Origin of the sequence: Bacillus sp. FSL W8-0519 (assembly GCF_038005585.1) — a bacterium.
GTDB classification, from domain to species: domain Bacteria; phylum Bacillota; class Bacilli; order Bacillales; family Bacillaceae_G; genus Bacillus_A; species Bacillus_A paranthracis.
Map to the genome: position 1 here is coordinate 103,298 of NZ_JBBOTL010000002.1, position 25,249 is coordinate 128,546.

The following is a 25,249-nucleotide window of genomic DNA, read 5'->3' on the forward strand; positions in this document are numbered from 1 at the left end:
GCATATTGCAACAAAGGGTTAGCCCCCTTTCAATTTATGTTATTTATTGCCTGAATAGTCTTTAATGAAGCAGCTGATTAAAATAAAGTTAACTGTCCTGATTCGTCATTATTCAAATTCATCTCTTTGCTAATTTTTTCTTCCGGTTCTAATAATTCTTCGGTACATGATTTAGATAAGACATTTTGTGTATTACAATCTGCATGATTCCGCTGGTAACAAGCGCAATACAATGGTACTTCAGGATCCACCTGTTCTAAATAGCAATCTCCTTTGCCTAAAGAACAAGTTTCCCAGTGTCCACATGCCCCAAATCCTTTCTTAGAATAGCCTAGAGCCGTGTATGAAGCGTCTGATTTCATATGTGGGTTTCTTTCCATTATCCTTTTTAACTGTTCTATCCACATAGAATTCCCCCCTTACAAAGCAACCATATATACATTTTTTTGCAACTTAATGAACATTTCTTGCAGAACAAGATTTAACGAAACATTCGCTTGTCTTCTTATATAACCTTTTTCTAAAAGTTCTATTGCATCAGCAATTCCTTTTACACCTAGTTTTTCAGCATGTAGCTCTAAAATATTGATTTGACTTTGAAAAGATATAAAACCCTTCTTTTTCGTTAAAGCATAAAGTACATCCTTAAACCATATGTTTATAAATTTAAATAGAATTGGCTCTTTTTCTTTTGAATCTATTAATTTTAATAACTTTATTATTTCTATATAGACTGCAGGTTCCATCAAATTCTTCATCAAGCAGGCTACTTGCGAATGTAGATCTATAAACCACTGATCTCTTGCTAGTGACATAGCCTTATCTATATTATTTGTCATACGAGTTAAAAGCTTTACTATATCCTGAGAAAGATTTGCTGCAGATAATTCTTCTTCGTATTCTCCCAAAGGTGTATCTAGAAAGTTTAAAATTTGGCATCTAGATTGAATCGTACCAAGAACCTTTTGTATATTTTCTGTAACAAGAATGGCCGTTGTATTTCCATCTGGTTCTTCTAAAAATTTTAATAAACTATTTGCAGCACTAGTTGTTAGCATTTCAACTCGATCAATAAGATAAATCTTTCTTGAGAGTTCAGTAGATGTGTATGAGATCTCCTTGTGTAATTGCTGAATTTGCTCCTTCTTAATACTCCCACCCTCTTCTGGTGAAATAATAACTACGTCAGGATGAATGTTGTTATTTATGCGATTACAATTTCGGCAATCATTACATGGTATTCTCTCTGTATTTTCTAGGCAAAATAGGCTTTTAATAAATAATAAAGCTGTCTCTTTTTTTAAGGTACCTGCTTCCCCGTTAAATAGATACGCATGATTAACCTTATTATTTACTAATCCATTTTTCAGTATTGTCCCTACGATATGTTGCTTTTGCATTACTTCATTCCAAGATATAATTCTTGTCATCATTACCACTCCTTAATTTTTATTAACACAAAAAGACCTTTCGAAGAAATAAGTGCTATTGTAAGAGGCTTACAATAATTCTTATAACCCGAAAGGTCTTGTGTATTAGTTTAAGCAAAATAAAAATATTAATACGTAAATAATACCGAAAATTCAGATAAAAAACAAGTATACACGCCATTGTTATATTACTTCACCAGTTTTATAAATTATTGTCCATAAAAAAAAATAAAGTGTCACGAACGTTGATTTTGTAATAGAAAAAGCCCTTTTATTTTGAAAATAGTTTGATTAAAAATAGAATTATCTTTGTGAACGAATGTACAATTTTTATAAAAAAGTTTGATTAAAATTCATTATAAACCCTACTACAACAACATTCCTTATAAACTTTATGCTTTAAAGCGGTTGAACTTTTTTCAAAACGTCGCGACTTTTTTATAAACAATTCATCTTTTTTCAAAACGGTACGACTTTATTTCAAAACACACTTAAAAAAATCTATGTTCATAACTATAATGTCTATTAATATTTCGAGAAAGGTGGGGATTTTACTTATAAATTTAATTTCATAAAATTAAAAAGGGAGTGTTTAAACTGATGCTTTATCCAATTATTTTCGGCTTATTTGTATGTTTACTCATTTCAATTGGACTATGGATTTCCACGTTTATAGTACAGTGTTATTTTAAAGACAAAACACGTCTTCAAGTTAGTCTTCTTGTAGCAATTTTAATTTTTATGTCTATCGCTGCCTTTATTGCTACATTAGGTGCCAAATCAAATATTATATAGAAATGTAGAACTTACTTATTTTAACTTTTTCATATAAAAAACATATAAAAGACAATAGAAACGTTCTACTGTTGTCTTTTCTTTTTACCAATATTATATTTCTATTTTCATACATTATTGCAGCTAAATTTTTATAACTAACCTATGATACTAACTCAATTTCATTCAAGTATTCATTAAAATTATTAACATTGTATCCTATGCTTTGAAGCATGTGTTTAGTTCCTGCACAAGATACAGAATATCCTTTTGGCACTGAGTTTTTGAGTTGTTCTGCCGTAATCTCTTTTAGGTTTCTGTTCTGATAACATTTTTGATCAGAAACAAACTTCATTATTAAGAACAGGTTAGGATTAATTATGCCATCTGAGATTACTTCTAAATCTATATAAAAATCTACAATTCCCATTTTCTCTTCGAATGAAGGAATATATCGGAACCCTTCATTTATTAACCTTTTTACTATTGCTTCTACATTTGACCCTTTTTCAACACAGTAAATCTTATACATAGTATCACTTCCCTTTATATAAATTATACTTTTATGCAGAATAGGCCCTACCAATAATCTCTCTTTCAGGATGTTCATATAGAGTATCTAACCATTTACTATAATCATAAGTAACAATTATATCGGCACCTGGACACCCCATATGTAAAGCATTTAACATGACTGAGAGAGAAATATGATCATCTTCGGTATAATAACAATGATATAAGTCTTTCCCTTTCTCTACATATGGTGGATCGATAAATATAGTCGCTGAATCATCCCAATAGGCTTCTTCAATCAACTCTAAGGCATTGCATTGGGTTACAACTATATTTTCACTTAAAGAATGGATATATTCTATCCTTTTGATTAATTCTTTAGGGTTCCAACGTGATAATAATTTTTCTACTGGGCCATTTTTTCCGCCTAAAGGATTAGCTTTTGAAATACCACTATACGCCAATCTGTTAACCAGCAATGAAGCCCAAGCTGCATCTACAACATCAAAACCTTTATAATCATTTTTTATTATTGCTTGCGCTTCAAAATAGTCCTTATGCGTAGGAATAATGGATTCTAAGCAATCAATTAATACATAAGGCATATGTTTAACAATCCACCAAAATGAGTAAACTCCCGTATCTAAATCATTAAGGTGTAATTTCCCAACGACATTTGCGCTTAACATTGCTAATTCAAAACTCCCTCCACCAGTAAATGGGGAAACTAATATATTAGTTTTATTTTTTTTGAGAAGCGTATATAGGTAATCTATAATTCTTGTTTTTCCTCCTGGGTATCTATATGGAGATAGTCGTTTTGAAAATTTATAATTTAAATGTTTAGTATTAATAGGTTGTGCATGCTTATTTTCTAATACAAGTGTAAAGCCATGCTTTTTAGCATCTTCATCTATATACGTATAGCCATCACACAGTTCACACCAAAATCCTTGATTGTATTGATCCATTTGAAAATCACATTCTTCTAAAGTACCTGTAAGGAAGCAAAAGCTACAAGTTAGCAATTATATCACCCCCTCGATTATTCGCGCACTTTACCATCTCTTATCTGTATAACTCCCTATCGTTTTTCCCTTCTATAAGATTTCAGATACATACTATCATCAAATTATCTCAACAATAATTTCAGAATTCATATTCCACGTTTCTTCAATTCGCCATACTAAAAATTCCCTCAGCTGACTATCATCTCTTTCTTTACCAGTAATACTTAAAGTAGCAATAATTTCATGGTTACTAACTGTTCCAACCGAAATTACCTCTGGCTCAAAAACCTCGTAATGACGTTCCTTTGAAATTGCAAACTTAAGCCTATCAATTAACAATTCTGGTGTTACTGTGGGCGTTTGATACTCAGATTCACTCGTATACTTTATAAACTTAATTCGTATCTTCATATCAGCAAAATACTGTTGTTTGGTTAGTTGACCAATATCTCCATAAAATGTTACATGAACATTTGAAGTATCACTGATGCGAGAACGAAATTGTAATCTAAAAGTTGTTTCATTTGCCCATTCAAGGTATATTGGAGTATTATTAAAACCTTTCTTGTATATATTAAGGTCGTATTCTCCAAACTTAATTAGCCATTCATCTTTCTCACCTTTATTAATCTCTATTTCCTTCGTGTCTATAAAAAGGTTTCTCCCTAAGCCAGCGATGTTAACCCGTGTCTTTACATCACTTTGATTTGTTTTAATTCTCTCTAAAGCGTAAATTCCAATTTCAGTTGGAATTGCATTTCTGAAATCGCCTTTTTTATTAATTAAAACCTCTAAAGGGTCTACCGGTTTCTTTTTAAACATACTATATACACTTCCTCATATAAAAAACTTATAAGTTATGGGGTTTCTATATAGATGGGTTTACACTTAATGTTATAGATGAGTATACTCATATTTCTTTACAGATCCCAAAAGCGTAAATTTATCATTTTCATATTTAAAAATTTCAATGATATTAACATCTATAAAAATCTCTAAAAGACTATTTGCCTTTTCATTCGCTTCATATTCGCTACTTAATAAACAACTATCGCAACCTTTGGGTTCATTATTTTTCTTTGCTACAAATGAATATATTCCTTTCAAGAAAACCACTCCTTTCTACAAAATTCGATAGCTAATACCTTAACGCATCCATTCATTTTCAAAACTAGGGATAGAACAACAAACTCCCCATCCATCAGAGTACTTTTTCATCAAACGTAGGTTACGCCAACCCATTTCTAGCATTTTCTTTTTAGCTATTAATACAGCCTCATCAACACTATTGGCTTTAAATTTAAAAGTGCCTACCATAAAATCCATTATATATCCCTCCTGATTTACAAAATTCAAAAATCATTACAATACTATGCAAAATTCAAATTGTATTAATACGACTTGCATGTAATTTCCCATTAAGAAAAGCTGCATAGGATTTATCTAACAAATTAAGCAATTTCGTTAAATCCTTTTCATTTCGGTAACTAAACATTACCCCCTTGGTGAAATCACAATCTATAACACCGTAGAAAGGTAAAAAAATAATAAAATCGTTAAAATTAAACTTTGTTTCTTCATAATACGTATAGTTAATTACCCTGCTCTTACGAGTGTATTCTTTGTAAAAAGAATAAAAATCCAGATAAAAATTTGCTTTTAGTGGTGTGATAGGTATTTGTATATCGCTCTCACCTATTGTTAAGCATCGTTGATAGAGGTGTAACACAATTTTATTATTTACAGTAATATTTTTCTTCAAAGTAATTAAAACTATATTTCTATCTATTTCTTCAACATTCCAATATATTAAATTGCATTTCTTCAATTGTCTGCACCCACTTTTGTACAAAATTCAAATTGTATTAAAATATCTGTTGAAAAAGCAATGCCTCTTTATTTAAAGTTTCTTTGATAGTCTCTTTTATTTTATACATTGCCTCTTCAGCCTCATTACGTTCTGAAAATGAAAAATGACCGCTTTGAAAATTAAAGTAGTTTAAATTATATAAACAAGAGTCATTTCCTGACATAACAGCCTTATATTGTTTATTTCTATAACTAACAAGTTTTAATTTAATCTTATTTTTTGTAAATTTTTTTACAATTAAGTTTTTGGATTTAATTTCAAAGGCTGGTCTATATTTTTCAACTAAATTTTGAATTCTCATTTGAAATTCTTTATTAAAATAATGAATTTCAAGGTGAATCTCATATGGTTTTTCCAATGTTCTATTTGTTTTCATATCAATGTCTATCTTATAAAAAACATGCATCTTCTCACCCGCTTTTCTAACAACATTCAAAATCGATTCCAATTTACGCAATAGTAAAAATTTTCTACGCGTTATAATTATATTACTATTTGATACCAATGAAAAATCATTCCATAAAAAAATAACAGAACCCCAAAATGGAAATCCCTGTTATTTTGATTCCAAATATTAAATTACTTCTCATCCAACTTACTAATAACACCTTATTCACAATCCATATCTATTACGCTTTTATAAGTACACTTTTTATCCGAGCATTTTAGAAATATTAATTGATCTTTCGTTTCAATACATAATTCTCTATTACATTTCGGACATATTAATTCACTTTTCATTTTACACCTGAACCCTCGGCTTTCTTAAAATTCAATCTTCCTGTTTAATAAAATTATAGTGGTAATTTTTTATCATAACTTACTTTTTTAGTCTCACTATTGAATAATCAAATATACGAAACAACAATAAAACTGTTGAAAGTACAATATAAAAAAGAAAGCCTATTGTTTTAATAAACAATACAATGCCTAATATAAAGAATATAGGTGCAATAATCATTTTAAAATAAGCCGGAATTACCGGCATGTGCACACCATAATTTTCTATGGCTAAAAATGAAATTGAGTTTGATGATAATATTGAATCCTGAGTGTATATAAGATTTAAAAAAATTATTAATGTAGACAAAATCACTACATAACTCAATAACCAGAACTTCAATCCTTTTTCCCCCCGCGAGGGTTTGAATTCAAACTTTAATCTTCCATTCACTTTTACCACCTCTTTTCTACAGAAAACTTCTCACTAATCCAACTAGTTTTAACAAATTCTTAATTTACATAATTCCCCTATATGTGTTATCTTTGTTTATTTTAATTCCTCATAGGATGAAGTAAATTTACCTTCTTCTGCAAGACTAAAATTGATTCCAATGGGTGGTGAAAGTCTTTCTGTCCAGTGGTAACCCTCATCAATATAACGTTGTAACTCATTGACTTCTAGAAATTTTCGTTTCCCTTCTATTGCATGTAAATTCCCCTCTGGATAATCAAACCTACGGTATTCCCAAAGTATCAAGTGTGATTTTTTATCAGGAAATAACTTAAAGGCTATAACACCCGTCTCCAAAGAACCAGATTCATATTTTTGAAGATAAAAGGGAAGATGTACTCCATGTTCTTCAAAAATTACCTTCCCTTGGATTTCACGTATATAAAAGTTATCCCAATCATTCTTTTGCTGCTCTCTCCAATTGAGATATAGTTCTTCAGGAACTCCAAGTTCTTTACATTGATTTGTTACGAAGTTGAAATATGCATTGTTATAACCTCTAACGAATTCCATTTAATATTTCCTCCTTAAAATTCTCTAAATTGGTTGCTTCACAATAATCATTGATATATGAAGAATTTAAATAGTTGCTAGTAACCTAATTATTAACACAATAATAAAAACTTTCTATTTATTGTAATTATATTACTAATTCTCTCTAATTTAAAATCATTCCATAAAAAATAACAGAGGTTCGGAATTTAAGTTCCTCTGTTATCTACTAGCCATAAAATGAATAAACGATATGAAATTCTATTTTGATGCCGCAGCTTTACCTTTTATATACTTCTGTAATAAATCTTGATATTTCACATGGTTGATTTCTAACTACCTTTGGACTAGAGATATACAATTCACTTTCAGCACGGGTAATTCCTACATAAGCTAATCTTCTTTCCTCTTCTAAGCTTTCTTGTAGCTTCATTATTTTTTCTTTTTTATTTGTAATTCTATCTTCCATCACCTCAAGTGCTGACTTATGAGGTAGTATACCTTCAGACACACCAATAAAGAACACGGTTGGAAATTCTAATCCCTTAGAGGAATGTATAGTATGCAATGCAACCGCATCAGGGTTTTGCTGCTTCTGCAATTCTTCCATTTGCTTATTTCGAAGGATAACTTTGTCTATAAATTTTAAATATGAAGCTATATCTTTAAATTTCTTGGATGATGCTGTTAGTTCATCAAGCACTTCATTCACTAATTCTTGATGAATAGTTAAAGATCCACGTTTATTGTTCTGTAAATACTTTTCATATCCAATGTACCCATTTCTAATTTCTTCAATAGCTAGTGCTGGGTTTAATCTCCCCAAGCCCTTTAAGTTTTTAATCACTCCTATAATAAATTGAAGTTGATACTTTTTTAATTCTGGAATTGATGTTAAGTAGTATAAGAAAGGTTTTACCTTTCCCTCTATATAATCTAATGTAGAAGCTCGATTAATATGAGACATCGCTTTCTCCTTACTTATATACAGTACATTACATATTTCATTTATTGCCTCTTCATCATTTGGATTTAATGCTAGCCTTAAAAAACCTATAATTGGCCGTACATACATATTTTCATAGAAAGTATCCTTATTACCATATTGAACATAAGGGATATCATTTAATACTAGCTGCTCTACAATCGCTCTACTGACAGCATGAGTCCTGTATAGAACTGCGATATCTTTAAATTGTCTTTTTTCACCTTTAACTACACTCTTTATACTTTGCACTATATTTATTGCCTCTTCATCACTATCTTCAGGTGAACTATAAATCGGTTTAGGTCCGTCCACTTTATAGGCTCTAAGTTCTTTTTTAAATTGTATCTTATTGTTTTTTATTACTTCATTCCCAAGTCCAACAATGTATGGATTTGATCTATAATTGACCTCAAGCTTTATCACTTTCGCACCTGGAAATTCATTCGGAAAATCTAATATCAATTTTGGATCGGAACCCCTAAACGAATAGACTGTTTGGCCATCGTCCCCCACACCGAATATTAATTTTTGCGGGTATGCTAACATCTTAACTATCATTTGTTGCAGCAAGCTAATATCCTGATATTCGTCCACTAGGATATGAAGAAACTTATTTTGGAGTAATTCAAGAAGATGATAGTCATCTAAAAGAAGTTTATAGGTATATAGTAAGATATCATCAAAATCCATTTGATTATTATCTGCTTTCCATTCTTCATAAGATTGATATATTGTCTTGATTTCCTTTTCAATTGGCGTTTTAGCAGGAAGATTCTTTGGAGTTACAAAAGTGTTTTTGTAATAAGAGATAAGTGACAATATAGTTTCAGGGTCATATGCTTCCTGGTATTTATATTTCTTTAATATGTTTTTAATAATGATGTGTTTGAACTTTTCATTACTTAAAATACGTTGATCGTAACCTCTGCTTCTTAATATCCTCAAAAATACAGAATGAAATGTACCAGCAACAATAGTATTTAATACCGATTTACTTATGCCCGGTAAACCAGCAATTCTTTCCTTCATTTCATTGGCCGCTTTACGTGTGAATGTTAAAACTAATATTCTTGATGCATCTACATTTGCTACACACATTAAGTAGCCTACTCTACTTGCTAGAACTCTTGTCTTTCCACTCCCTGCAGCAGCAATTGCTAATACAGGTCTATCAATTGTTCGAACAGCTTCAATTTGTTTCTCGTTTAGATAAATGCCCTTTTCTTCTAACGCTCTAAAATAAAATGAATCAAGTTCATTATCTGTTATTAATTCCTTTGAAGTGCAAATATCAGCTAATTCCGCTTGAGGTATTGTCTTCATTTCAAAGTAGCCTTCTGGTAGAAATACACTTTGTTTTTCTGACATCTTCAAAAGTTTTCCCTCTCTTTCATACTTTTGTACAAATAAAAATAGCCCTCCGGAAAAGAATTGCATGTACGATGTACAGCGTTCTTTTACCCGAAGGGCATAATTCCTAATAAACGAAAGAAAATTCAAAAATATATTACAAGTATTATATCATACTTAAATATACGGTTCACTTTACATTTTACTCATTTGCATATCTTTTTAACGCACTTTCAAATGCTGAAATTCCCTTACTATTTACAAAGCGAATAGGAGTGTTATAACGAGCTGCGGCTGGAATAATTAATTCATGATATATATGACTCAATAATTCTGTTAGATAAAAGACTACATCAGCTTTTTTAACTGCACTATCTATCTTACGATGCTGATCTTCTGCTACAAATATAATTTCTGCATTGTACTTTTCAACGCACTCTCTATAGTATCTTTCTTTATTCCCACCAATTACAGCCACTTTCTTTCCTGACAAATCATTCTTATGCACATCTCCTTCCGGCTCTTCTTCTTTCTGCAATTGAATGATTTCTTGAGCCATTTGTTCAATCGTTTTATTTAAATACTCTATTTCTTTTTTATGTTGTTCGGACTTGATTTCCTCCTCAGTTGCCAACTCAGTCATCAATTCATTTACTGACCTCTCTGTTTGCTTAACAACTCTTGATGCCTTAGCATCTGATGAGATTTTTTGTTTTTTCAAATATTCATTTTCCATTTTGTATTTATTTAACATTTTTTCTTGTTTATTAAGCTTTTTTTCATACTCGTTTAACTTACTTTGAAGTTTATTCCACTCCTCTTTAAATGAAATCTCTTCAGCCTTTTCTTGACTAGGATATCTCTCCTGATGAAATATTGCTAATTCTGCAAGAATGTTAATGTATCTGAATGGAGCAGCTTCTAAGTACAAATCATGCATATCATCTGTTCCTTGAGTTTTTATATAAGCAGTGATAAAAATTGTGAAATGCATTCCGTACTTCTCAATTACTTCTTGTACATCTTTAATTTTCTTCTGTTGATTAACTGTTTGATCATACGCTGCTTGTAATTGAGCTATCTCAATTTCACCAGCGACTTTTAAATTCTTTTGAAGCCTTTCTTTCATCTGTGGTTTACTATATTCTTTTAACAAGCGATCGATTTTCCCTCGTTTACCCTGTTTCTTTTCCTTCGCTGTTAAGAAAATTTTACAGTCATTGAAAAAACGAGTAACTATTTTCTTGTGTTTCGGTGAATCACTTTCTATTAAAGAAATAATAATGTACAAATCAACAACATCAGGTAATGAGTCCATAGATTCTAACCAATACTGAGTAACAGCATCTTTCACTTTTGTAAATAATTCATCAGATATCTTATCTTGACCTATAGAATCTCCTTCCTCAAAACACTCACTATAATGTTTAAATAAATCTATTGATTCTTTTCCGTCCTTTTTTGTAATCGAAACTAATTCACCCATTTTTAATCCCCTCTCACAATAGAATTTTCTGATAACTCCTCTAAATAGTAATATGTGGAATTATGAGTGTCAAATCGATTAATAAAGTTTTTAATCTTCCTTTTTGTTAGTTCAAGAGTTATAATATTCTTATAATTTTTTACTTTTTGTTTTTTCTTCTTTAAATTAAAAGCAGCCCTTTGGGTTGAGTTAACACATGAAAATGTGAACAGTAACTCTACTCATTTGGCTGCTTTTTTGCATTTAAAAGGATTGCCATTTAATAAAATTTGATATTTATGGGAGGAATATTAATGAGTAATTATGTTGCACTATACCGTGCGTATAGACCAAATAGCTTTAATGATTTAGTGGGGCAAGATCATATTAAAACGACCATCATGAATGCGATTAAACTAGAAAAAGTAGCCCATGCCTACCTACTCTCTGGACCACGAGGTACTGGTAAAACAACTGTTGCCAAAATAATAGGAAAAGGTGTTAACTGCTTAGCTCCATTAAGTAATGGTGAGCCTTGTCAAAAGTGCGCCAACTGTAGTGATATCAATAATAATAAATTCGCGGACATTCTAGAATTTGATGCTGCAAGCAATAATGGAGTAGAAGAAATACGGCAGATACGAGATCAGGTACATTTAGCACCGGTTACAGGGAAATATAAAGTGTATATTATCGATGAAGTGCATATGCTTTCAAATTCGGCATTTAATGCTCTATTAAAGACATTAGAAGAGCCACCAGCACACGTTATTTTCATACTGGCTACAACAGATCCACAAAAAGTTCCTAAAACTATCATTTCTAGATGCCAACAATTCGAATTTCGAAATATACCTCTTCAAGCGATGATTGACAGGTTAAAATTCATCTCCCATGATCAAGGGATTCGTATTACAGACGAAGCATTACATTTAATATCCCAATTAGCTGAAGGCGGTTTAAGAAATGCTCTTAGCATAATGGACCAAGTAATCGCATACGCAACAAATAATGTAACAATAGAGCATGTTGCAACAGTCGTTGGTAAGGTAGCAATTCAGGATATTGAAAAACTAATACATTATATAACTGAGAAAGATTTAACCAGCACTTTGGATTCCTTGCAAACTATCCTAGAGAGAAAACAAGCGGATTTCTTTTTAAGCGATTTAATTGGTTACTACAGAGACCTCATGATATTCAATCTATCTCAAAAAACTGACATGTTTAAAGTGGCCATTTATAATAATGCCTTTATAAATCTTGCTGAGCGAATACCATTATCCAAGATTCCAAGTATTCTTGAAGAGCTTACAACGGTACAGTATAAAATAAAAAGCTCTGTATATGCAGCGACACTAATTGAAATTGCATTAGTTAAGATACTTCAGCTGGAGCAGGAAATATCAACGATCCAACCGAATATCAAAAATAATGAAAATGAAGATTCCAGTGAGCTTAATCAAACATTGTTACAAAGTTTACTTGATACCATCGCAGCATTCAATCAGCGTTTAGACGAATTAGAAAAACAAAAAGAAGAACCAACTGCTAATCAAAGACGCAGAAACATTCAAATTTATCGCGACCCTAAAGCTAAGGAAACTGCAAAAGATATTGTTTTACCAGAAATCACTTGGGAAACAAGCAAATTATTAGAAACATTCCTACCCAACTGTATCGCTCATATAAAGAAAGATAATCCCCTTATTGCAAATAGTTTAGGAGAAATAGTTCATGCCACTGGATCAAAGCACCATATTATATTCGTAATGGAAAATCCCCAACAAGTTGAGACTTTATATAATCCATTAAATGATTCCATAGTTACTAAAACCATTTCTCAATTACTTAGACGTCAAATTAAAATGATTTACTTAGAAAAAAGTGAGTGGGAAGAGATAAATACTAATAAGGAAGTGTAAAAATGAATCGTATCAAAGTACCATTCGGAAGAAAAAAGAAACCTAAACTCCCAGTTGAAGATATTTCCGCCTTATCTTCTATGGAATTTGATTATCTATTGCATGTATTTAACGAAATTGCAAATAGATATACGTATTATAATACTACTGCATATGACATTAGAAACTTTCTTCAATTAACTGCAATTCATCTAGCAAATAAATTAACAAAGAAGCATACATTCTCTAATATCGAATTAGGTATCCTAAACGTTATACTTGAAAATAAGCTCTTACCATTTGATGAGGAAAGTAAAAAATTAGCTGATTTTGTATTATTAAAGGAAATTGATAAGCAAAACAATTCAAATGAGTTTATTACACAATTAATAGAAAATGACTATCAATTAGTTGATAACATTGCATATGTACGGATAAATAATAACACTCAAAGTAATTAATACACTAAAAATACCCCGCTTAAGTAAACTTAGGCGGGGTAAAAAAATAATATATAAAACTAACCAAACACATTGTTTTGATTTTGCTTCATAAAAAGATTCCCCGTTTGATATTTCAGTCAAAAATACTATTGAGGAAGCTGTGTCCTACAAGGCTATAAGAAGCCGAATTTTCATCCCATTTCAATTCGATTTCTACTATTTCTTCTCTGTTAAGAACTGTATTTTCAGCACTACGATGTTCAATCCATTTTATTTTTTCTGGTACATCTGGAATAAATAATGCTGTAAAGTAAGCTCTCCTTAATATTGTTGCCAACTGAGCATAACGATCTCCTACTGCTCGATTATCATTCCCATACATTACAAATCTTGCTGCTATATCGTTTGCTATATCTTTATCATTAAGAACATACACTTCTACAGGAAATCGCTGTACCTCACGTACCTTATCTTCATTCGGTTCCATGGATTTAAATAGACCAGTAATGTGCGGTAATTCAAACTTATATACTCCAGAATGTATTTGTTGATATTTTGGTACTTCTTTGGCTCTATTAAACATTAGTAATCCCCCTTAGTATATAAATATAACTCGATTTAATTTTTGCTACCGATTACTCTTTATTCTATATATACTTTTCTTTAGCTTAGGCTTCTTGTGTAACCGTACTTTAGTTCCATTAATATCTAAATCAATTTTTTCTTCCTCTAAAACCTCCATTTTCTCTTCATGTTCCTTTTTAATTCTATCTCTTTCTTCTTTTTTCTTAGTCGCTTTTGGACCAATTACGAACAGAATTAAGAATATGCTTACCATTACAACAAAAGTTGTCACTAGTACCTCTCCCCCTTCGCCAAAACTTCGTACCATATATTTTTTAATCAATAAGATTTAATCTTGAAATCGACAGGAGAATAAGCACTAGCATCATTACACAGAAATATTATAGAAATAATTTGCACTATTCCTCCTTCTCCTTTTATAAAACGAAATTATAAATGACGCAGTAAGGCCGGTACCAGCAAGGTCATTACAAATATAAAAATGGAACTATATCTCAAACTTGAACTCCATTTTCCATATTTGGGATGTTCAAATTTCTTATAAAGCATACCTAATGCTAAAGATATCAAAAACATTAATACAGCTGTTCCTAAAATTATAGAAGTAATTAAGCCCACCATATTACTCATAAAGGTTTGAAAATCAAATGAACGTGTTGTCAACATTAACACTGGTAGAATCCTTATTAAAAGTATGAGGATAAATGAACCTACTCCAAAATATATAGATCTTTTTTTCCACTTTATATGTTTAAACCATAAAGAAGCCCCAAAAACTAATAATGATATTAAAATTACTACAGAAAGTATAAGGAAAATAACATCAAAGAATGCAGGCACACTCGCATGGACTGCACCATCTATTTTATCTCCCCCATCTTTTATTACATCACTGCCACCATTAAACAAAGAACCAAACCAGTCTACAATCCAATCGGTCATCCAAGAAATATCGAATGGTAACTCTTCATTATTTGTTTGTGCAGGAGCAGCTGAGTTATACACCTCCAAATTATCCTCCCCCTTAATTGAAATTAAGCCCTTTACTTTAAGTATATAAATTTTCTTATTAAAACTAAGAAATTGGCTAAATTTGAGAAGAGATAATATTATCAAATTAAAAATTGTTAGTGTTTTATGCAATGCTAAATTAACGATTATACAATCATTAAATAAACATAACCCCGCCCATAATTTAGGACGGGGTTATCTATATAACTTTAAAACTTAGATTGATTAAGTAAAAAGCCATTTAATAATCATAATTAATACAACTATCCAAAACACAATACTAAAGATTTCAATGAGAAGTGAACCGGTATCACTTTGAGATTCTTGTTTATTTACATTTTGATTTGGTGGATAGTTTGAATAATCTTTCTCAATATCACGATAGATTGTATTGCCTTTTTCTCTATTTTGTTCAGCTATTCTCTTTAAATCATTTAATTCAAATGGAGATACTTCTAAAATATCCTGCATTCCATTATGATAAGAAATTGCAGCATACATTTTAGTCTTATTTTTCGCCGTCACTCCACCTACAACAGCCCCTACTCCTCCCAGCAGAACTCCCCCTACAATAGCTCTTCCTGCCACACTTTTTTTACTTCTAGATTTTTCCTCTGTTAAAATCTCTACATCTCTTATATTCATACTCCATACATCTGGATCAATAATATGTTTATTGGCGATGCCATTATTAAATTTAAAACCATCTTTAAAATTACCACTTATTTTCTTTCCTACCTCTAAAACTTCACCTTGTCGAACAATTGCCATTAAGTAACACTCCTATATTTTTTCAAATTATACTTAAAGATATATAACTATTTTTATAAAATCTTTTATTTTATTTATTTTTTTAATCAAATTAATAGATGTTATAGTAAAAAATTATTCTCTTCCAAAATTGTTAAATTCTTTATATGCTTTGATTCATATACTAAATTTTACACAAATCACCATTTCTTGTCTATACAAGTGAGTTTTCTACAATCATTAGCGTTACTTTGTGTTGATTTGAAATAAAGTTTAATCAAAAAAACTCCACAAACCCATATTATATGGTAAATAAGAAGACTCCATTTTGAAAAAAGAATAATCAAAATGGAGTCTTTTGTTAGAAATCCGAATCTAGTTTTTATAAAAAAGATTAATCAAAACTCATAGACATATCTATTACAACAATATATTTTTACCTAACCTATTCTTCAAACCAAAACAGAACTTCAATAGGTGCTTTCAAAACCTTCGCAATATCATAAGTGAGTTTGAATGAAGGATTATATTTTCCATTTTCGAGATTGCCAATTGTTTCCCTTCGGACACCAACCTCATTGGCTAGATCTTCTTGAGACATACTTAGCTTTACCCTATATTCTTTCATTCGAGTTTTAAGTCGCATCTTGCATCCCTTTCTTTTCTCTACGTTCAAATATTTCTAAATTAATTACAAAAGTTCCTAATGGTATTACAACTGCAAGTACAACGCATAATCTGATTACATGTACATTTGCAAAAATAACGATACTTAAGATTAGTAAAACACCCATTACTAATGCCACGAAAAATGCCTTTGTGGCAGCAATGCGAACATGCAGGATAAAAAGTTCATCTGGTATAACTTTTGCATATAAAAAGAAGGGGAAGAAAGCGAAAAAGTAATATGTAAATGATGTTTCACCTAAAAATGAATGAGGACCTAAAAGTCCTAGAAATCCTAGAAATCCAATAAACCCCAAGTAAGCCAGTTTGTTTTTCATGTGAATTCTCCTTTGTGATGTATTTCGCACTAATTGTTATAAATATATCACATTAACTTGGAAATAAAAAGGATTGAAAACGGTACGACTTTTTTATAAGCAGTTAATCTTTTTTCAAAACGGTTAAACTTTATTGCAAACCTACACTTTGAAATATAATTTGATCAGATATACCTTACAGAATAGCATTTTACAATAAATAAAAACTCAGCATAGCTGAGTTAAATTAGTAGTCTATCCAATTCTCTTTTTGGAATGGGTGTTTCAATTAATAGGTCCAAATAATAACCTTCTTCTGTATCAAAGAAATACTCCATAGTCTTCTCAAATCCTTCTTCTTCACTTTGCATATATTTCTCTACTTCATAATTAGAAAGCGCTGAAACTGATTGAGCAATTAAAGAATATACGAATCGCTCTGCTAACACATTATCATCAAAATGCTTTTTTTCTTTTCGAAAACACCCAGGAGCATTATAAGTAAATGAGACAAAACTTTTCATAATAAAATCCCCCTTTAATTGTCTTTAAATAATCAATGGATTTTCGTATTTTTTTCTTCATTTAATTCTAAAAGTTTAAACCTACCTTTTCCCGTTTTTACAAGTAAGCCTTCATCAACTAACTGATCCATGATATTACGAACTACATTAACATCTAGTTTCATTTCCTGTTTTACACGTGTCACTGCAGTATCCCCTGTTTCTATAATATAAGTCTTTATCCGCTCATATGGTGTTGGTAATGGTTTAATGGTTAATCCATTCTTTGGACGCTCATATGGGAACAAATCACATATACTTTGCAATATATCTTTAGTTTTACCTTTAGATAAGTCAACAACAGGACTTTGAAACCTTACATATTCTTCGCTCATGACAGGGCTTTTTAATAAAGCATCTCCCTTTCCTAGTAATTTCACGCCTGGTGCATTTCCAAAAACAGTTTTGTAATCATGATAACTACCACAACTAAAGGCAATTTTAGTTGGTAAATTCGCCTTGATTAACCCGTCTACAACTTTTACTTCCGGTCTTTGAGTACCACAAATCACATAAATACCTGCGGCTCTAGCCTTTTGGCCTATTCGCACAATATAGTCTTTCACATCAGGGTTTTGCATGACTAAATCACTAAATTCATCGACAATACAAACAATATACGGAAGTTTTTCCACATCAGGTAATACATTATAGTCAACTAAATCATCTATATCGTATTCTTCCATCAATGCATATCTTCGGTCCATTTCTTCAGTTACTGCAGCTAAGACAGCTGTTGACTCCTCAACTTCAGTTACTATTTTTTGAACATGTGGGAAATCCTTAAATTTCTTAAAATCAATACGCTTTGGATCTATAATATAAAAATGCAAATCATAAGGCGTTTTCAATAAACATAAGGACAAAATTACTCCTATTAAAAAATACGTTTTTCCACTTCCAGTTGCTCCAGCTATTAACATGTGTAAGGTATCTGTTAAGTCCTCAAAGAGTGGCTTTCCATGTTCATCTAAACCAATGATAAAAGGTAATCTTGCCTCTTTTGTGAACGTTAAAAACTCGGAACTGCTTATGATATCTCTCAAGTAAACAACACTTCGTTTTTCTTTTGGAAAACTAAACATAATTGAGTTCAGTTCTGAAGCAGATGATAATTGTAGGTCCTCCAAACCAACAGCTACCCGTATATCCTCTACATGTTTTTTAATGTCTCTAAATTTAACATTAGAAGGAATTGAAAGAGTTACATGCATAATTGTAGACCCTTCCTCTATTTTGATAATTTCACACGATTCCTTTATAATATTTTGTTCTCTCATTACATTTAGTATCTTTAATGTATTCTCATCTGCTTCTAAACGCGTATTACGCTCCTCTTTTGTATAGGGTAAAAGTTCAATCACTTTTTCCATAAAGTCGGAACTGTACACTGTATTTGTTTCTGACTTAACTGCAGAACCAATAATCGTACATTCATTCGTACCAATAACATCTTTTTTACTTTCTTGTCTCTCTTGCTGTACAATCAAAGACAAAATTTCACTCTCACTTATATACTGTTTATTTTGGTTCACATGGATCTTTCTGCTTTTTATACCGTCTATAACATTTTCATTTTCTTCGATTGGAGACATTTGTAGGCGGTTAAAATAAGTAATTTTCTCTAATGAATTAGCAATTACATGCTGTAAATAATCTTTTCTCGAAGTGTCTTCAGCGTAGATTCCAATGATTAATTGATAATGATATAGCGGCTCTTTTATTTTGGCTTCAATATCCTTCACCTGAGAATTTTTATTTAATGGATAGTTCATACTTTTAAATAATTGATAAACATATTTTTGGAACTTCCGTTTAAACAAAGCATCTGATGGATTCGCTATTCCAGATAAATAGTCAATGTATTGCTCTATGAGGTCTTCTTTTGCTTTATCCTCTTTCTGAGTTAAAAATTGCATCCATATTTTTTCTCTTTCCTGCAGTACATTCTGTATATTTTGAAATATCCCTTTGTCATTCTTCAATGGAAATATACTCCCTTTTTGTAAAGACACTTCATACAGGTTCATACCACTGATTAGTTCTAAAACATAATTACTATCTATCTGCTCCTGAACTATCTCAAAGTTATTTCCTACTGGCGTAGATAAATAGTTGTTACAACCTTCTTTATAAATGATTTTCTCAAACCCTATTGTTGTATTCACATCACAATTTAAAACATATTTAACCGTGTTTTCATCAAAAGTATTTATTGAATAGATTGTCGATAATAAAACATCAGCCTGAGAAGTAAATCTACGTTGAAATTGTTTAAAAAACATTACCGATCCCCCTATTCGATTTATTTTCTCTTTCCTTTTTTCCATAGCTTCATTACTGTTCCTTTCAAAGGAATTCTTGTAAAATGGCTCTTTAACGATTTTCCTATTGAAAACACATCATCACCATTATCTTGAAAACCTTTTAAAAATCCTGGAGGGTTTGCGACCCTATAGAAACCACCAATTATAAATAAGATTTTCAATAAAATCATATTTGGTTCTATAAGTCCCCTTGTTGCAAATAGAACAATTGCCATAAAAGTAATAAATGTAGCATGTATAAGCTGTATCAAAGACAACTGCTTAACATTTTTCCACCATAGGTTAAACCAATGCCGATGTTGATCGAATATCCATGTACATAGTGCTAATGGAGTACTTATTACAAGCAACATCAAATCAAACCATCGCCTTCCTGCTTTTAATAAAACAGGGATTAGTGTAGAAATAAGTAGTAAATCAAAACCTATTAGTGCAATTAAATTAATTACACTTAAAGATCCATTTAACACTAATTCACCAGCTTTTATTTCACTGACACCAATACCAGTAATTGCATCTGAACATAGATTTAATAAGGAGAAACCTTTTGCAAAAAGTGTAGGAGCAGCACCAGTTAGTAATAATGCAAGAGGAATTCTGTGAAGGATTTTTCGTATAGGGGTGTGTGGTTTGCGAAGCATCATTTTTATCGAATTAATAGTACATAAAATCATGATTAAAATTAATGAAATAGTAAAAAATACAAGTGTCTGATCTTTAATAATTGTCGTTTCAAACAGAAATGCCGGTAACTTTAACAATACGTTTGAAACTAACTCAAAAATTTCATTTAGCAAAATTACACTGCCATTATAAATGTGTTGAGGTAGATTTTTAATAAACAAATCAATACTATCAATTGCATCTGATATTCCTGTTACTTTTGACTTAATATCTGTTAAAAGAGTACTTACACTTTCAAAATAATTACTTCCAGGGATAAATGAAAATGGAGCAGGATCTTCTGTTTTAGTAGGTAGTTTGAATTGAAACTTATCTTCAAATGGCGCCCATGGTTCAGCAGCACTTTCCATAGCATAAGCTTCTTTCACATGAAACATTAGGAAAGATGTTGCTACGGTTGCATAGGGAATAAGGTTTCCAAAGCCTCTTGAAATGTAGGTAAGTACCTTGCAGGATCTATATACCACTTTAGATTTCCAAACAGTGAGTGGAATAACAAAATGATGCAAAATATAGCGAGTGGCATTAATAATACTTGAATTAACCCGCGAATGATATCGTTGCTCCATTCCTGAGCAAACTTGTGTTTTCGAAACATGCGGCAAACTCCTGCCAATACGGAACCTACTAGAGCAATTCCAACTGCAATGATGATACAGCTCATTAAAATAGCCAATAGTACTTGTATCATTTCTGCTGGCATTAATACTGCTTCCGCCGTCTTCGATACTGTTTGAGCAGCTGCTGGTGATGCGTACATGAGAATCCCACTCAACGTTGGTATACTTTTTTTTGCTAATTCTAACCACTGGTACCTTTTCTTCTTTTTGCTGTTTATCACTTCCCTTTTTAGATTTTTTACATGAAAAGGGACTTTCTTAAGTTGCTCATTAAACTCTTTTTCAACATTTTGATACTCAGACTGATTTTGATGAAACTTTATTTTATATGTGTTTCCCACTTGTTCGACGGAAAATGGATGTCCTTGCCCTTCATCAATTCTGTGATGTTCTAACATAAGTACACCCCATTTAAAAAATAATTAACTACTAAACATTTTCTTCGTTAAGTTCCTTTCTGATTGCTTCATAATCATGAGTTGGTGAAGCTGGCGCTTTAGACTTTGTTTGTTTCTTATTCTTTTTATCAAAGGTATGAAAATAGTCTATCGCTTTCGTAACACCAACTGTAAAAGCGCCCGCAACTCCAAACTTCGATACAGTCATTATAAGAAACCCTATACCAGTCATATTGTCATGCCACCTTTTCTTCTCGATTTGGTAAAATTTATTACGCCTGTGCCTGGTTTTATGACATTTATTTTTAAAATTAAATCAAAAAGTTTTAAATTTAAAACTTAAGGACAAAATAAAAACTACTCTAATCCTTATCTCGATAGAATAATTCCTCAATAGGTGGATATTGTAGTGCTGCCCAAATTTTAAAGAATGCTTCTAGCGAAGGCTGAACATGATTATTTACAATTAAGCTTAGATTCCCTTTTTTTATATTGGTTATAGCAGCTAATTCTGTTTGCTTCATACCAATTTTCTTAAGATATTGTCTCAATTTATTACGTAATGGGTTCCCTGTATCAGAAGCTAATAATTTCAAATAGTTTATATTAATTTCTTCAATTTCTGTGGCTTGTTCAATCTTTTTTAAAAAAGTTAAAATAATTCCTCTGACCAATATTTCAAGATCTACTTTTTCTTCAACATTTAATTTTTTCCTGAAATTCTGATATCCTACCATCTCTACCAACTGATCATATATTTCCTCTGAAACCGTAAATATAATCTCCTTCTCATCCATAATTGAATAAAAACCTCCTTTTGCGGAAATCGTAATACTACATGTTATAAGCGAAAGGACAGTGATATGCGTGATTTCACTATTAAATAATACTGAAAAAGTAGATGAGATATTAGATGAAGTATTTGATGCAGGAAAAAGAAGTAAATAAAAAGGGTGAAATTGATGTCATTTAAATTTCTCGGAATGTGGGTACCACAAACTGGAGTAACACCTGAGTGGTTAGAAAAGCTTGAGATATGTGACGAAAGTATATTTAAAGAACTAGGCTTATCAAGAGAAAAGGTTATTGAAATCTGCCAACACCTACATGATAATTATATCTTAATTTAAAATCATCTTTCATATACAAAAAGTAAGACACACCTCTTGTCAGAGTATGTGTCTTTTAAACTTTCCATACTTTAATCTCTATTAATGCTTCTCTCTTTTTTTCTCCTCCGTTACACCTCGCGATGTAAGTAGAAGTAAGTTAATAAAAGTTAAAATAAGATAGACTAATTTCCTCAAGTAACATGTCTCCTATTACATTAATTCTTTTAAAACAGATGAAAAACGAAACCTTATAAAATATTTACATTTTTATAAGCATAGTAAGTTTACATTGAATTCTATTATCTTTATATTATTTATATAAGGATATTAAAACTTTTGAAAAGCTAATTAGTTATAAATTCGAAATAAGGCTACATTTTATTCAAAATGATTAAACTTTTTTCGAATCTGCACCTGCGGAAAAAGTCGAAAAATTCATCATATATTACTTAATCTATTCTGTTAATATGAAATAGAAATAATAATTAGGGGGTAAATATGCATAGTGATTTGGAATATAAACTTCAGAACATTTTATTAGAAAAAAATGATAGTAATGGCCCATTAATCAGTTGGAAAATTAGTACTGATATTATGAAGTTTACTCATTCAGATAAGAAAGGGAGAAATCCTACTTTAGTGGGGAATATCATAGTATATATGTTTGATGAACAAATTGAAGATTTATACGCAGCAGCAGGATCCCACTCTAATGAGTTTCAAAATATTTTAGATGACACTTGGGTAGTGAGTGAGAAAACAGACATAAATATGTTCTCAAAAAATTTATATGAACCTCATTTAAGCTGGTCTGATCCAGTATTGTATTTAGACGGTAATAGTTATAAAAAAGCGTGTATAAGTGGAAGAATTGCCATCTTACATAAATTACACATCCAGGAAGAGACCACTATAAATAAAGAGATTAGATCTCAGTTAATCAGACATCTAATGCATGAACTAATGTTTTACTTCAACGTTGATTTTGTCCTTACAAAGGGTGATTTATTTCAAAACGAAACAGAAAAACTATCTGAAAATTCAGAATATAAAAAAGGGACTATTGAAAGCGAATTGTTATCCATTGGTTTCAATAAAACTGGAAAATCTACTCTAATCCTCAAGTTAAACATGGTTAATGTAGATGATTATTTCACATTTTTAAACCAATAATAAAAACTATTAATATTAAATGAAATACATATATAACGAACATAATAAAACCAGTTGGGAAACGCGTTGCCCAACTGGTTTTATTATGCCACAACCGGAACAGAGTGAAGGGCGTAGCTTAATGTAGCTTTATAAAAAAGTTTGATTAAAAATATAGTAAAAGTGCTGATATATCAATACAACTAATTCTTATCTTTTGAAAAAAGATTGATCAAACCTTTAATTCTTATTTAACCTATATGGTTTTAAAGAAACTAATAAAACCGTACATAAATATGCTAAAAAGTTCGCTAGAGATTCTAACATGACAGTTGAAGAGTGGATTGATTATCATACATCCACAATGAACGCATACACTACAGATCAAATTTCACTTCTAAATGATAAAAAGGACTCATGATTTATTAAAAGAGTCCTTTTCTTCAATATATTATAAGTCTTACTTTTATTTTGCGTCTTCCAAAAACTACTCAACACTCGCTAATATTTCTTGCTTATCTACTGGTTCGATATTTTCATTATTCAATCCCATAATTCTTACCAAGAATCCCAAGCTGTATCTCCCCCTACAAATATTTTGTGAACATACGATTTATAAGCAGCACCTGAAGTAGTCTTTCCTTCAAATTCTAGATAACCATATGCATTACTACTGCTAGTTTCTTTACCTCTCACTATTGTAGGTAATCCAACATTTTTACTAATTAAACCAGTAACACTCGGTGCATATACTTTACTAAGACTATCATAACCACCTTTTACAAGTGAATAATCAGCTTTAAAAGTAGAGCGTACCGATCCGCTTAAACGAGAAACTGACCGACCATAATAATTAACATAACCTGAACCAGTAGTAGAAGTACCACCTGAAATGACTTCTTGTTTATCTGTGGCTTTAACCTTTTCAACAGTACCACCTGTAATAGTTTCTAACGTAACAGATCCATCTAAATATGTTGTTTTCTTTTCTGTACAAAATACACCATTTTCATCTAAATATTCTTTAGATTGTGTAATTCCAGTTCCTACTTTTTCAGGATCCTCAGCGTCTAATACTTCTCCTCTTTTAATCTTTTCAATCAACCTTATTTGAGTTTCTTCTGAAATCCCACCTATAGTGAAATTGTCTTTTATTTCTTTAATTAATTCTTCGCTAAGCATTTCTTTTTGTGGTGCTACAACAGGATTTGCTGGCACTTCTGCACTACTAATAGTTGGCGATGCAGCTATTGTTAATCCTAATACTAAAGCTAGTCCTAATTGTTTTTTCATAAACAATCTCCCCTTGTAATGTTTTTGAACGTCTGGAAAATTAAGACATTTCACACTATAAAGATAACATAACTTATTACAAACGATTTCAGAATCCAGTTTTTTCAACAAAAGACAGAATATTAAAAATATAAAATGATATTTTGGATTACCTACCTTACTTGGTACCGATAAAACACCCTTTTTTTAAGTGGTTTGATATTTAAGTTACCTTTAACAGTTACTTAAATATAGTTTTTGATAAGCGAAAATTTCTTTCCATGTATACATTTTGGAGAAGGTATATGTTTCTTATTGT

31 protein-coding genes are annotated in these 25,249 nt (G+C 31.0%); 5 read left to right on the forward strand and 26 right to left on the reverse strand.

Annotated features, from left to right (window positions below; all coding sequences use genetic code 11):
* Window positions 1–77: 77 nt before the first annotated feature.
* Together NST14_RS28465 and NST14_RS28470 are read right to left on the reverse strand one after the other, a co-directional pair.
* The gene (locus NST14_RS28465) at window positions 78–407 is read right to left on the reverse strand and encodes a hypothetical protein (RefSeq protein WP_000264764.1); all 330 of its coding nucleotides are present in this window, start codon (window positions 405–407) and stop codon (window positions 78–80) included.
* A gap of 12 nt (window positions 408–419) precedes the next feature.
* Window positions 420–1,430 (reverse strand): hypothetical protein, encoded by a 1,011-nt coding sequence (locus tag NST14_RS28470; protein WP_000196818.1) that lies wholly within the window; start codon window positions 1,428–1,430, stop codon window positions 420–422.
* A gap of 600 nt (window positions 1,431–2,030) precedes the next feature.
* On the opposite strand from NST14_RS28470, the gene NST14_RS28475 reads away from it, so the two are divergent.
* Window positions 2,031–2,225, forward strand: a complete 195-nt coding sequence (locus NST14_RS28475) for a hypothetical protein (protein WP_341119457.1) — start codon at window positions 2,031–2,033, stop codon at window positions 2,223–2,225.
* 142 nt (window positions 2,226–2,367) lie between these two features.
* Here NST14_RS28475 and NST14_RS28480 read toward each other — a convergent pair whose 3' ends face one another.
* The 11 genes from NST14_RS28480 to NST14_RS28530 form a co-directional block, all read right to left on the reverse strand.
* Entirely contained in the window at window positions 2,368–2,736 is a 369-nt protein-coding gene (locus NST14_RS28480) for a hypothetical protein (protein WP_341119458.1), read from the reverse strand.
* 31 nt (window positions 2,737–2,767) lie between these two features.
* Window positions 2,768–3,745 (reverse strand): DNA adenine methylase, encoded by a 978-nt coding sequence (locus tag NST14_RS28485; RefSeq protein ID WP_341119459.1) that lies wholly within the window; start codon window positions 3,743–3,745, stop codon window positions 2,768–2,770.
* A gap of 99 nt (window positions 3,746–3,844) precedes the next feature.
* Entirely contained in the window at window positions 3,845–4,549 is a 705-nt protein-coding gene (locus tag NST14_RS28490; protein ID WP_000473613.1) for a hypothetical protein, read from the reverse strand.
* A 72-nt stretch (window positions 4,550–4,621) separates the two neighbouring features.
* Window positions 4,622–4,834, reverse strand: coding sequence for a hypothetical protein (locus tag NST14_RS28495; RefSeq protein WP_065212507.1), 213 nt, complete (start codon window positions 4,832–4,834; stop codon window positions 4,622–4,624).
* Between the two features lie 39 nt (window positions 4,835–4,873).
* Entirely contained in the window at window positions 4,874–5,053 is a 180-nt protein-coding gene (locus NST14_RS28500) for a hypothetical protein (protein ID WP_000347027.1), read from the reverse strand.
* Window positions 5,054–5,108: 55 nt separating this feature from the next.
* Window positions 5,109–5,555 carry a hypothetical protein gene (locus NST14_RS28505; protein WP_065212508.1) on the reverse strand — a complete coding sequence of 149 codons (447 nt, stop codon included), beginning with the start codon at window positions 5,553–5,555 and terminating at the stop codon, window positions 5,109–5,111.
* 37 nt (window positions 5,556–5,592) lie between these two features.
* A complete protein-coding gene (locus NST14_RS28510; protein WP_341119491.1) occupies window positions 5,593–6,003 on the reverse strand; it encodes a hypothetical protein in 411 nt (136 codons plus the stop codon).
* Between the two features lie 414 nt (window positions 6,004–6,417).
* Window positions 6,418–6,771, reverse strand: coding sequence for a hypothetical protein (locus tag NST14_RS28515; RefSeq protein WP_065212510.1), 354 nt, complete (start codon window positions 6,769–6,771; stop codon window positions 6,418–6,420).
* Between the two features lie 96 nt (window positions 6,772–6,867).
* Window positions 6,868–7,344, reverse strand: a complete 477-nt coding sequence (locus tag NST14_RS28520; protein WP_065212511.1) for a hypothetical protein — start codon at window positions 7,342–7,344, stop codon at window positions 6,868–6,870.
* Window positions 7,345–7,603: 259 nt separating this feature from the next.
* Window positions 7,604–9,679, reverse strand: a complete 2,076-nt coding sequence (locus tag NST14_RS28525) for a UvrD-helicase domain-containing protein (protein ID WP_064774901.1) — start codon at window positions 9,677–9,679, stop codon at window positions 7,604–7,606.
* Window positions 9,680–9,863: 184 nt separating this feature from the next.
* On the reverse strand, window positions 9,864–11,147 hold the full coding sequence (locus NST14_RS28530) for a DUF2325 domain-containing protein (RefSeq protein WP_062821786.1): 1,284 nt from the start codon (window positions 11,145–11,147) through the stop codon (window positions 9,864–9,866).
* 293 nt (window positions 11,148–11,440) lie between these two features.
* On the opposite strand from NST14_RS28530, the gene dnaX reads away from it, so the two are divergent.
* Together dnaX and NST14_RS28540 are read left to right on the forward strand one after the other, a co-directional pair.
* Window positions 11,441–13,051 carry a DNA polymerase III subunit gamma/tau gene (gene dnaX, locus NST14_RS28535; RefSeq protein WP_000074054.1) on the forward strand — a complete coding sequence of 537 codons (1,611 nt, stop codon included), beginning with the start codon at window positions 11,441–11,443 and terminating at the stop codon, window positions 13,049–13,051.
* A gap of 2 nt (window positions 13,052–13,053) precedes the next feature.
* Window positions 13,054–13,491 carry a hypothetical protein gene (locus NST14_RS28540; protein WP_062821787.1) on the forward strand — a complete coding sequence of 146 codons (438 nt, stop codon included), beginning with the start codon at window positions 13,054–13,056 and terminating at the stop codon, window positions 13,489–13,491.
* A 115-nt stretch (window positions 13,492–13,606) separates the two neighbouring features.
* Here NST14_RS28540 and NST14_RS28545 read toward each other — a convergent pair whose 3' ends face one another.
* The 12 genes from NST14_RS28545 to NST14_RS28600 all read right to left on the reverse strand — a co-directional run bounded on the left by NST14_RS28545 (window position 13,607) and on the right by NST14_RS28600 (window position 22,191).
* Window positions 13,607–14,056 (reverse strand): hypothetical protein, encoded by a 450-nt coding sequence (locus NST14_RS28545; protein WP_062821788.1) that lies wholly within the window; start codon window positions 14,054–14,056, stop codon window positions 13,607–13,609.
* 45 nt (window positions 14,057–14,101) lie between these two features.
* Entirely contained in the window at window positions 14,102–14,329 is a 228-nt protein-coding gene (locus tag NST14_RS28550) for a hypothetical protein (protein ID WP_000206849.1), read from the reverse strand.
* Window positions 14,330–14,487: 158 nt separating this feature from the next.
* A complete protein-coding gene (locus NST14_RS28555) occupies window positions 14,488–15,087 on the reverse strand; it encodes a hypothetical protein (protein WP_049800275.1) in 600 nt (199 codons plus the stop codon).
* A 207-nt stretch (window positions 15,088–15,294) separates the two neighbouring features.
* A complete protein-coding gene (locus NST14_RS28560; RefSeq protein ID WP_001018982.1) occupies window positions 15,295–15,840 on the reverse strand; it encodes a hypothetical protein in 546 nt (181 codons plus the stop codon).
* Between the two features lie 424 nt (window positions 15,841–16,264).
* A complete protein-coding gene (locus NST14_RS28565; RefSeq protein WP_001237537.1) occupies window positions 16,265–16,465 on the reverse strand; it encodes a helix-turn-helix transcriptional regulator in 201 nt (66 codons plus the stop codon).
* Window positions 16,455–16,823 carry a DUF3796 domain-containing protein gene (locus NST14_RS28570; protein WP_000791541.1) on the reverse strand — a complete coding sequence of 123 codons (369 nt, stop codon included), beginning with the start codon at window positions 16,821–16,823 and terminating at the stop codon, window positions 16,455–16,457. Before NST14_RS28570 ends, NST14_RS28565 begins: the two co-directional genes overlap by 11 nt.
* 221 nt (window positions 16,824–17,044) lie before the next feature.
* A complete protein-coding gene (locus NST14_RS28575; RefSeq protein WP_000834891.1) occupies window positions 17,045–17,326 on the reverse strand; it encodes a hypothetical protein in 282 nt (93 codons plus the stop codon).
* Window positions 17,327–17,358: 32 nt separating this feature from the next.
* A complete protein-coding gene (locus NST14_RS28580; protein WP_000465462.1) occupies window positions 17,359–19,650 on the reverse strand; it encodes an FtsK/SpoIIIE domain-containing protein in 2,292 nt (763 codons plus the stop codon).
* A gap of 20 nt (window positions 19,651–19,670) precedes the next feature.
* Window positions 19,671–20,726, reverse strand: coding sequence for a hypothetical protein (locus NST14_RS28585; protein WP_000443125.1), 1,056 nt, complete (start codon window positions 20,724–20,726; stop codon window positions 19,671–19,673).
* 41 nt (window positions 20,727–20,767) lie between these two features.
* Complete coding sequence (locus tag NST14_RS28590; protein WP_000889449.1) at window positions 20,768–21,394, reverse strand: hypothetical protein; 627 nt, start codon at window positions 21,392–21,394, stop codon at window positions 20,768–20,770.
* A gap of 31 nt (window positions 21,395–21,425) precedes the next feature.
* A complete protein-coding gene (locus NST14_RS28595; RefSeq protein ID WP_000145720.1) occupies window positions 21,426–21,626 on the reverse strand; it encodes a hypothetical protein in 201 nt (66 codons plus the stop codon).
* A gap of 130 nt (window positions 21,627–21,756) precedes the next feature.
* Window positions 21,757–22,191, reverse strand: coding sequence for a helix-turn-helix transcriptional regulator (locus NST14_RS28600; protein WP_073519097.1), 435 nt, complete (start codon window positions 22,189–22,191; stop codon window positions 21,757–21,759).
* A 165-nt stretch (window positions 22,192–22,356) separates the two neighbouring features.
* Between NST14_RS28600 and NST14_RS28605 the strand changes: the two genes are divergently transcribed.
* Both NST14_RS28605 and NST14_RS28610 read left to right on the forward strand, forming a co-directional pair.
* Window positions 22,357–22,524 carry a hypothetical protein gene (locus tag NST14_RS28605; RefSeq protein ID WP_000008615.1) on the forward strand — a complete coding sequence of 56 codons (168 nt, stop codon included), beginning with the start codon at window positions 22,357–22,359 and terminating at the stop codon, window positions 22,522–22,524.
* Window positions 22,525–23,004: 480 nt separating this feature from the next.
* Complete coding sequence (locus NST14_RS28610; protein ID WP_000555304.1) at window positions 23,005–23,679, forward strand: hypothetical protein; 675 nt, start codon at window positions 23,005–23,007, stop codon at window positions 23,677–23,679.
* Window positions 23,680–24,216: 537 nt separating this feature from the next.
* Here the strand turns inward: NST14_RS28610 and NST14_RS28615 are convergent.
* Window positions 24,217–24,951 (reverse strand): hypothetical protein, encoded by a 735-nt coding sequence (locus tag NST14_RS28615; protein ID WP_000744352.1) that lies wholly within the window; start codon window positions 24,949–24,951, stop codon window positions 24,217–24,219.
* Window positions 24,952–25,249 lie beyond the last annotated feature (298 nt).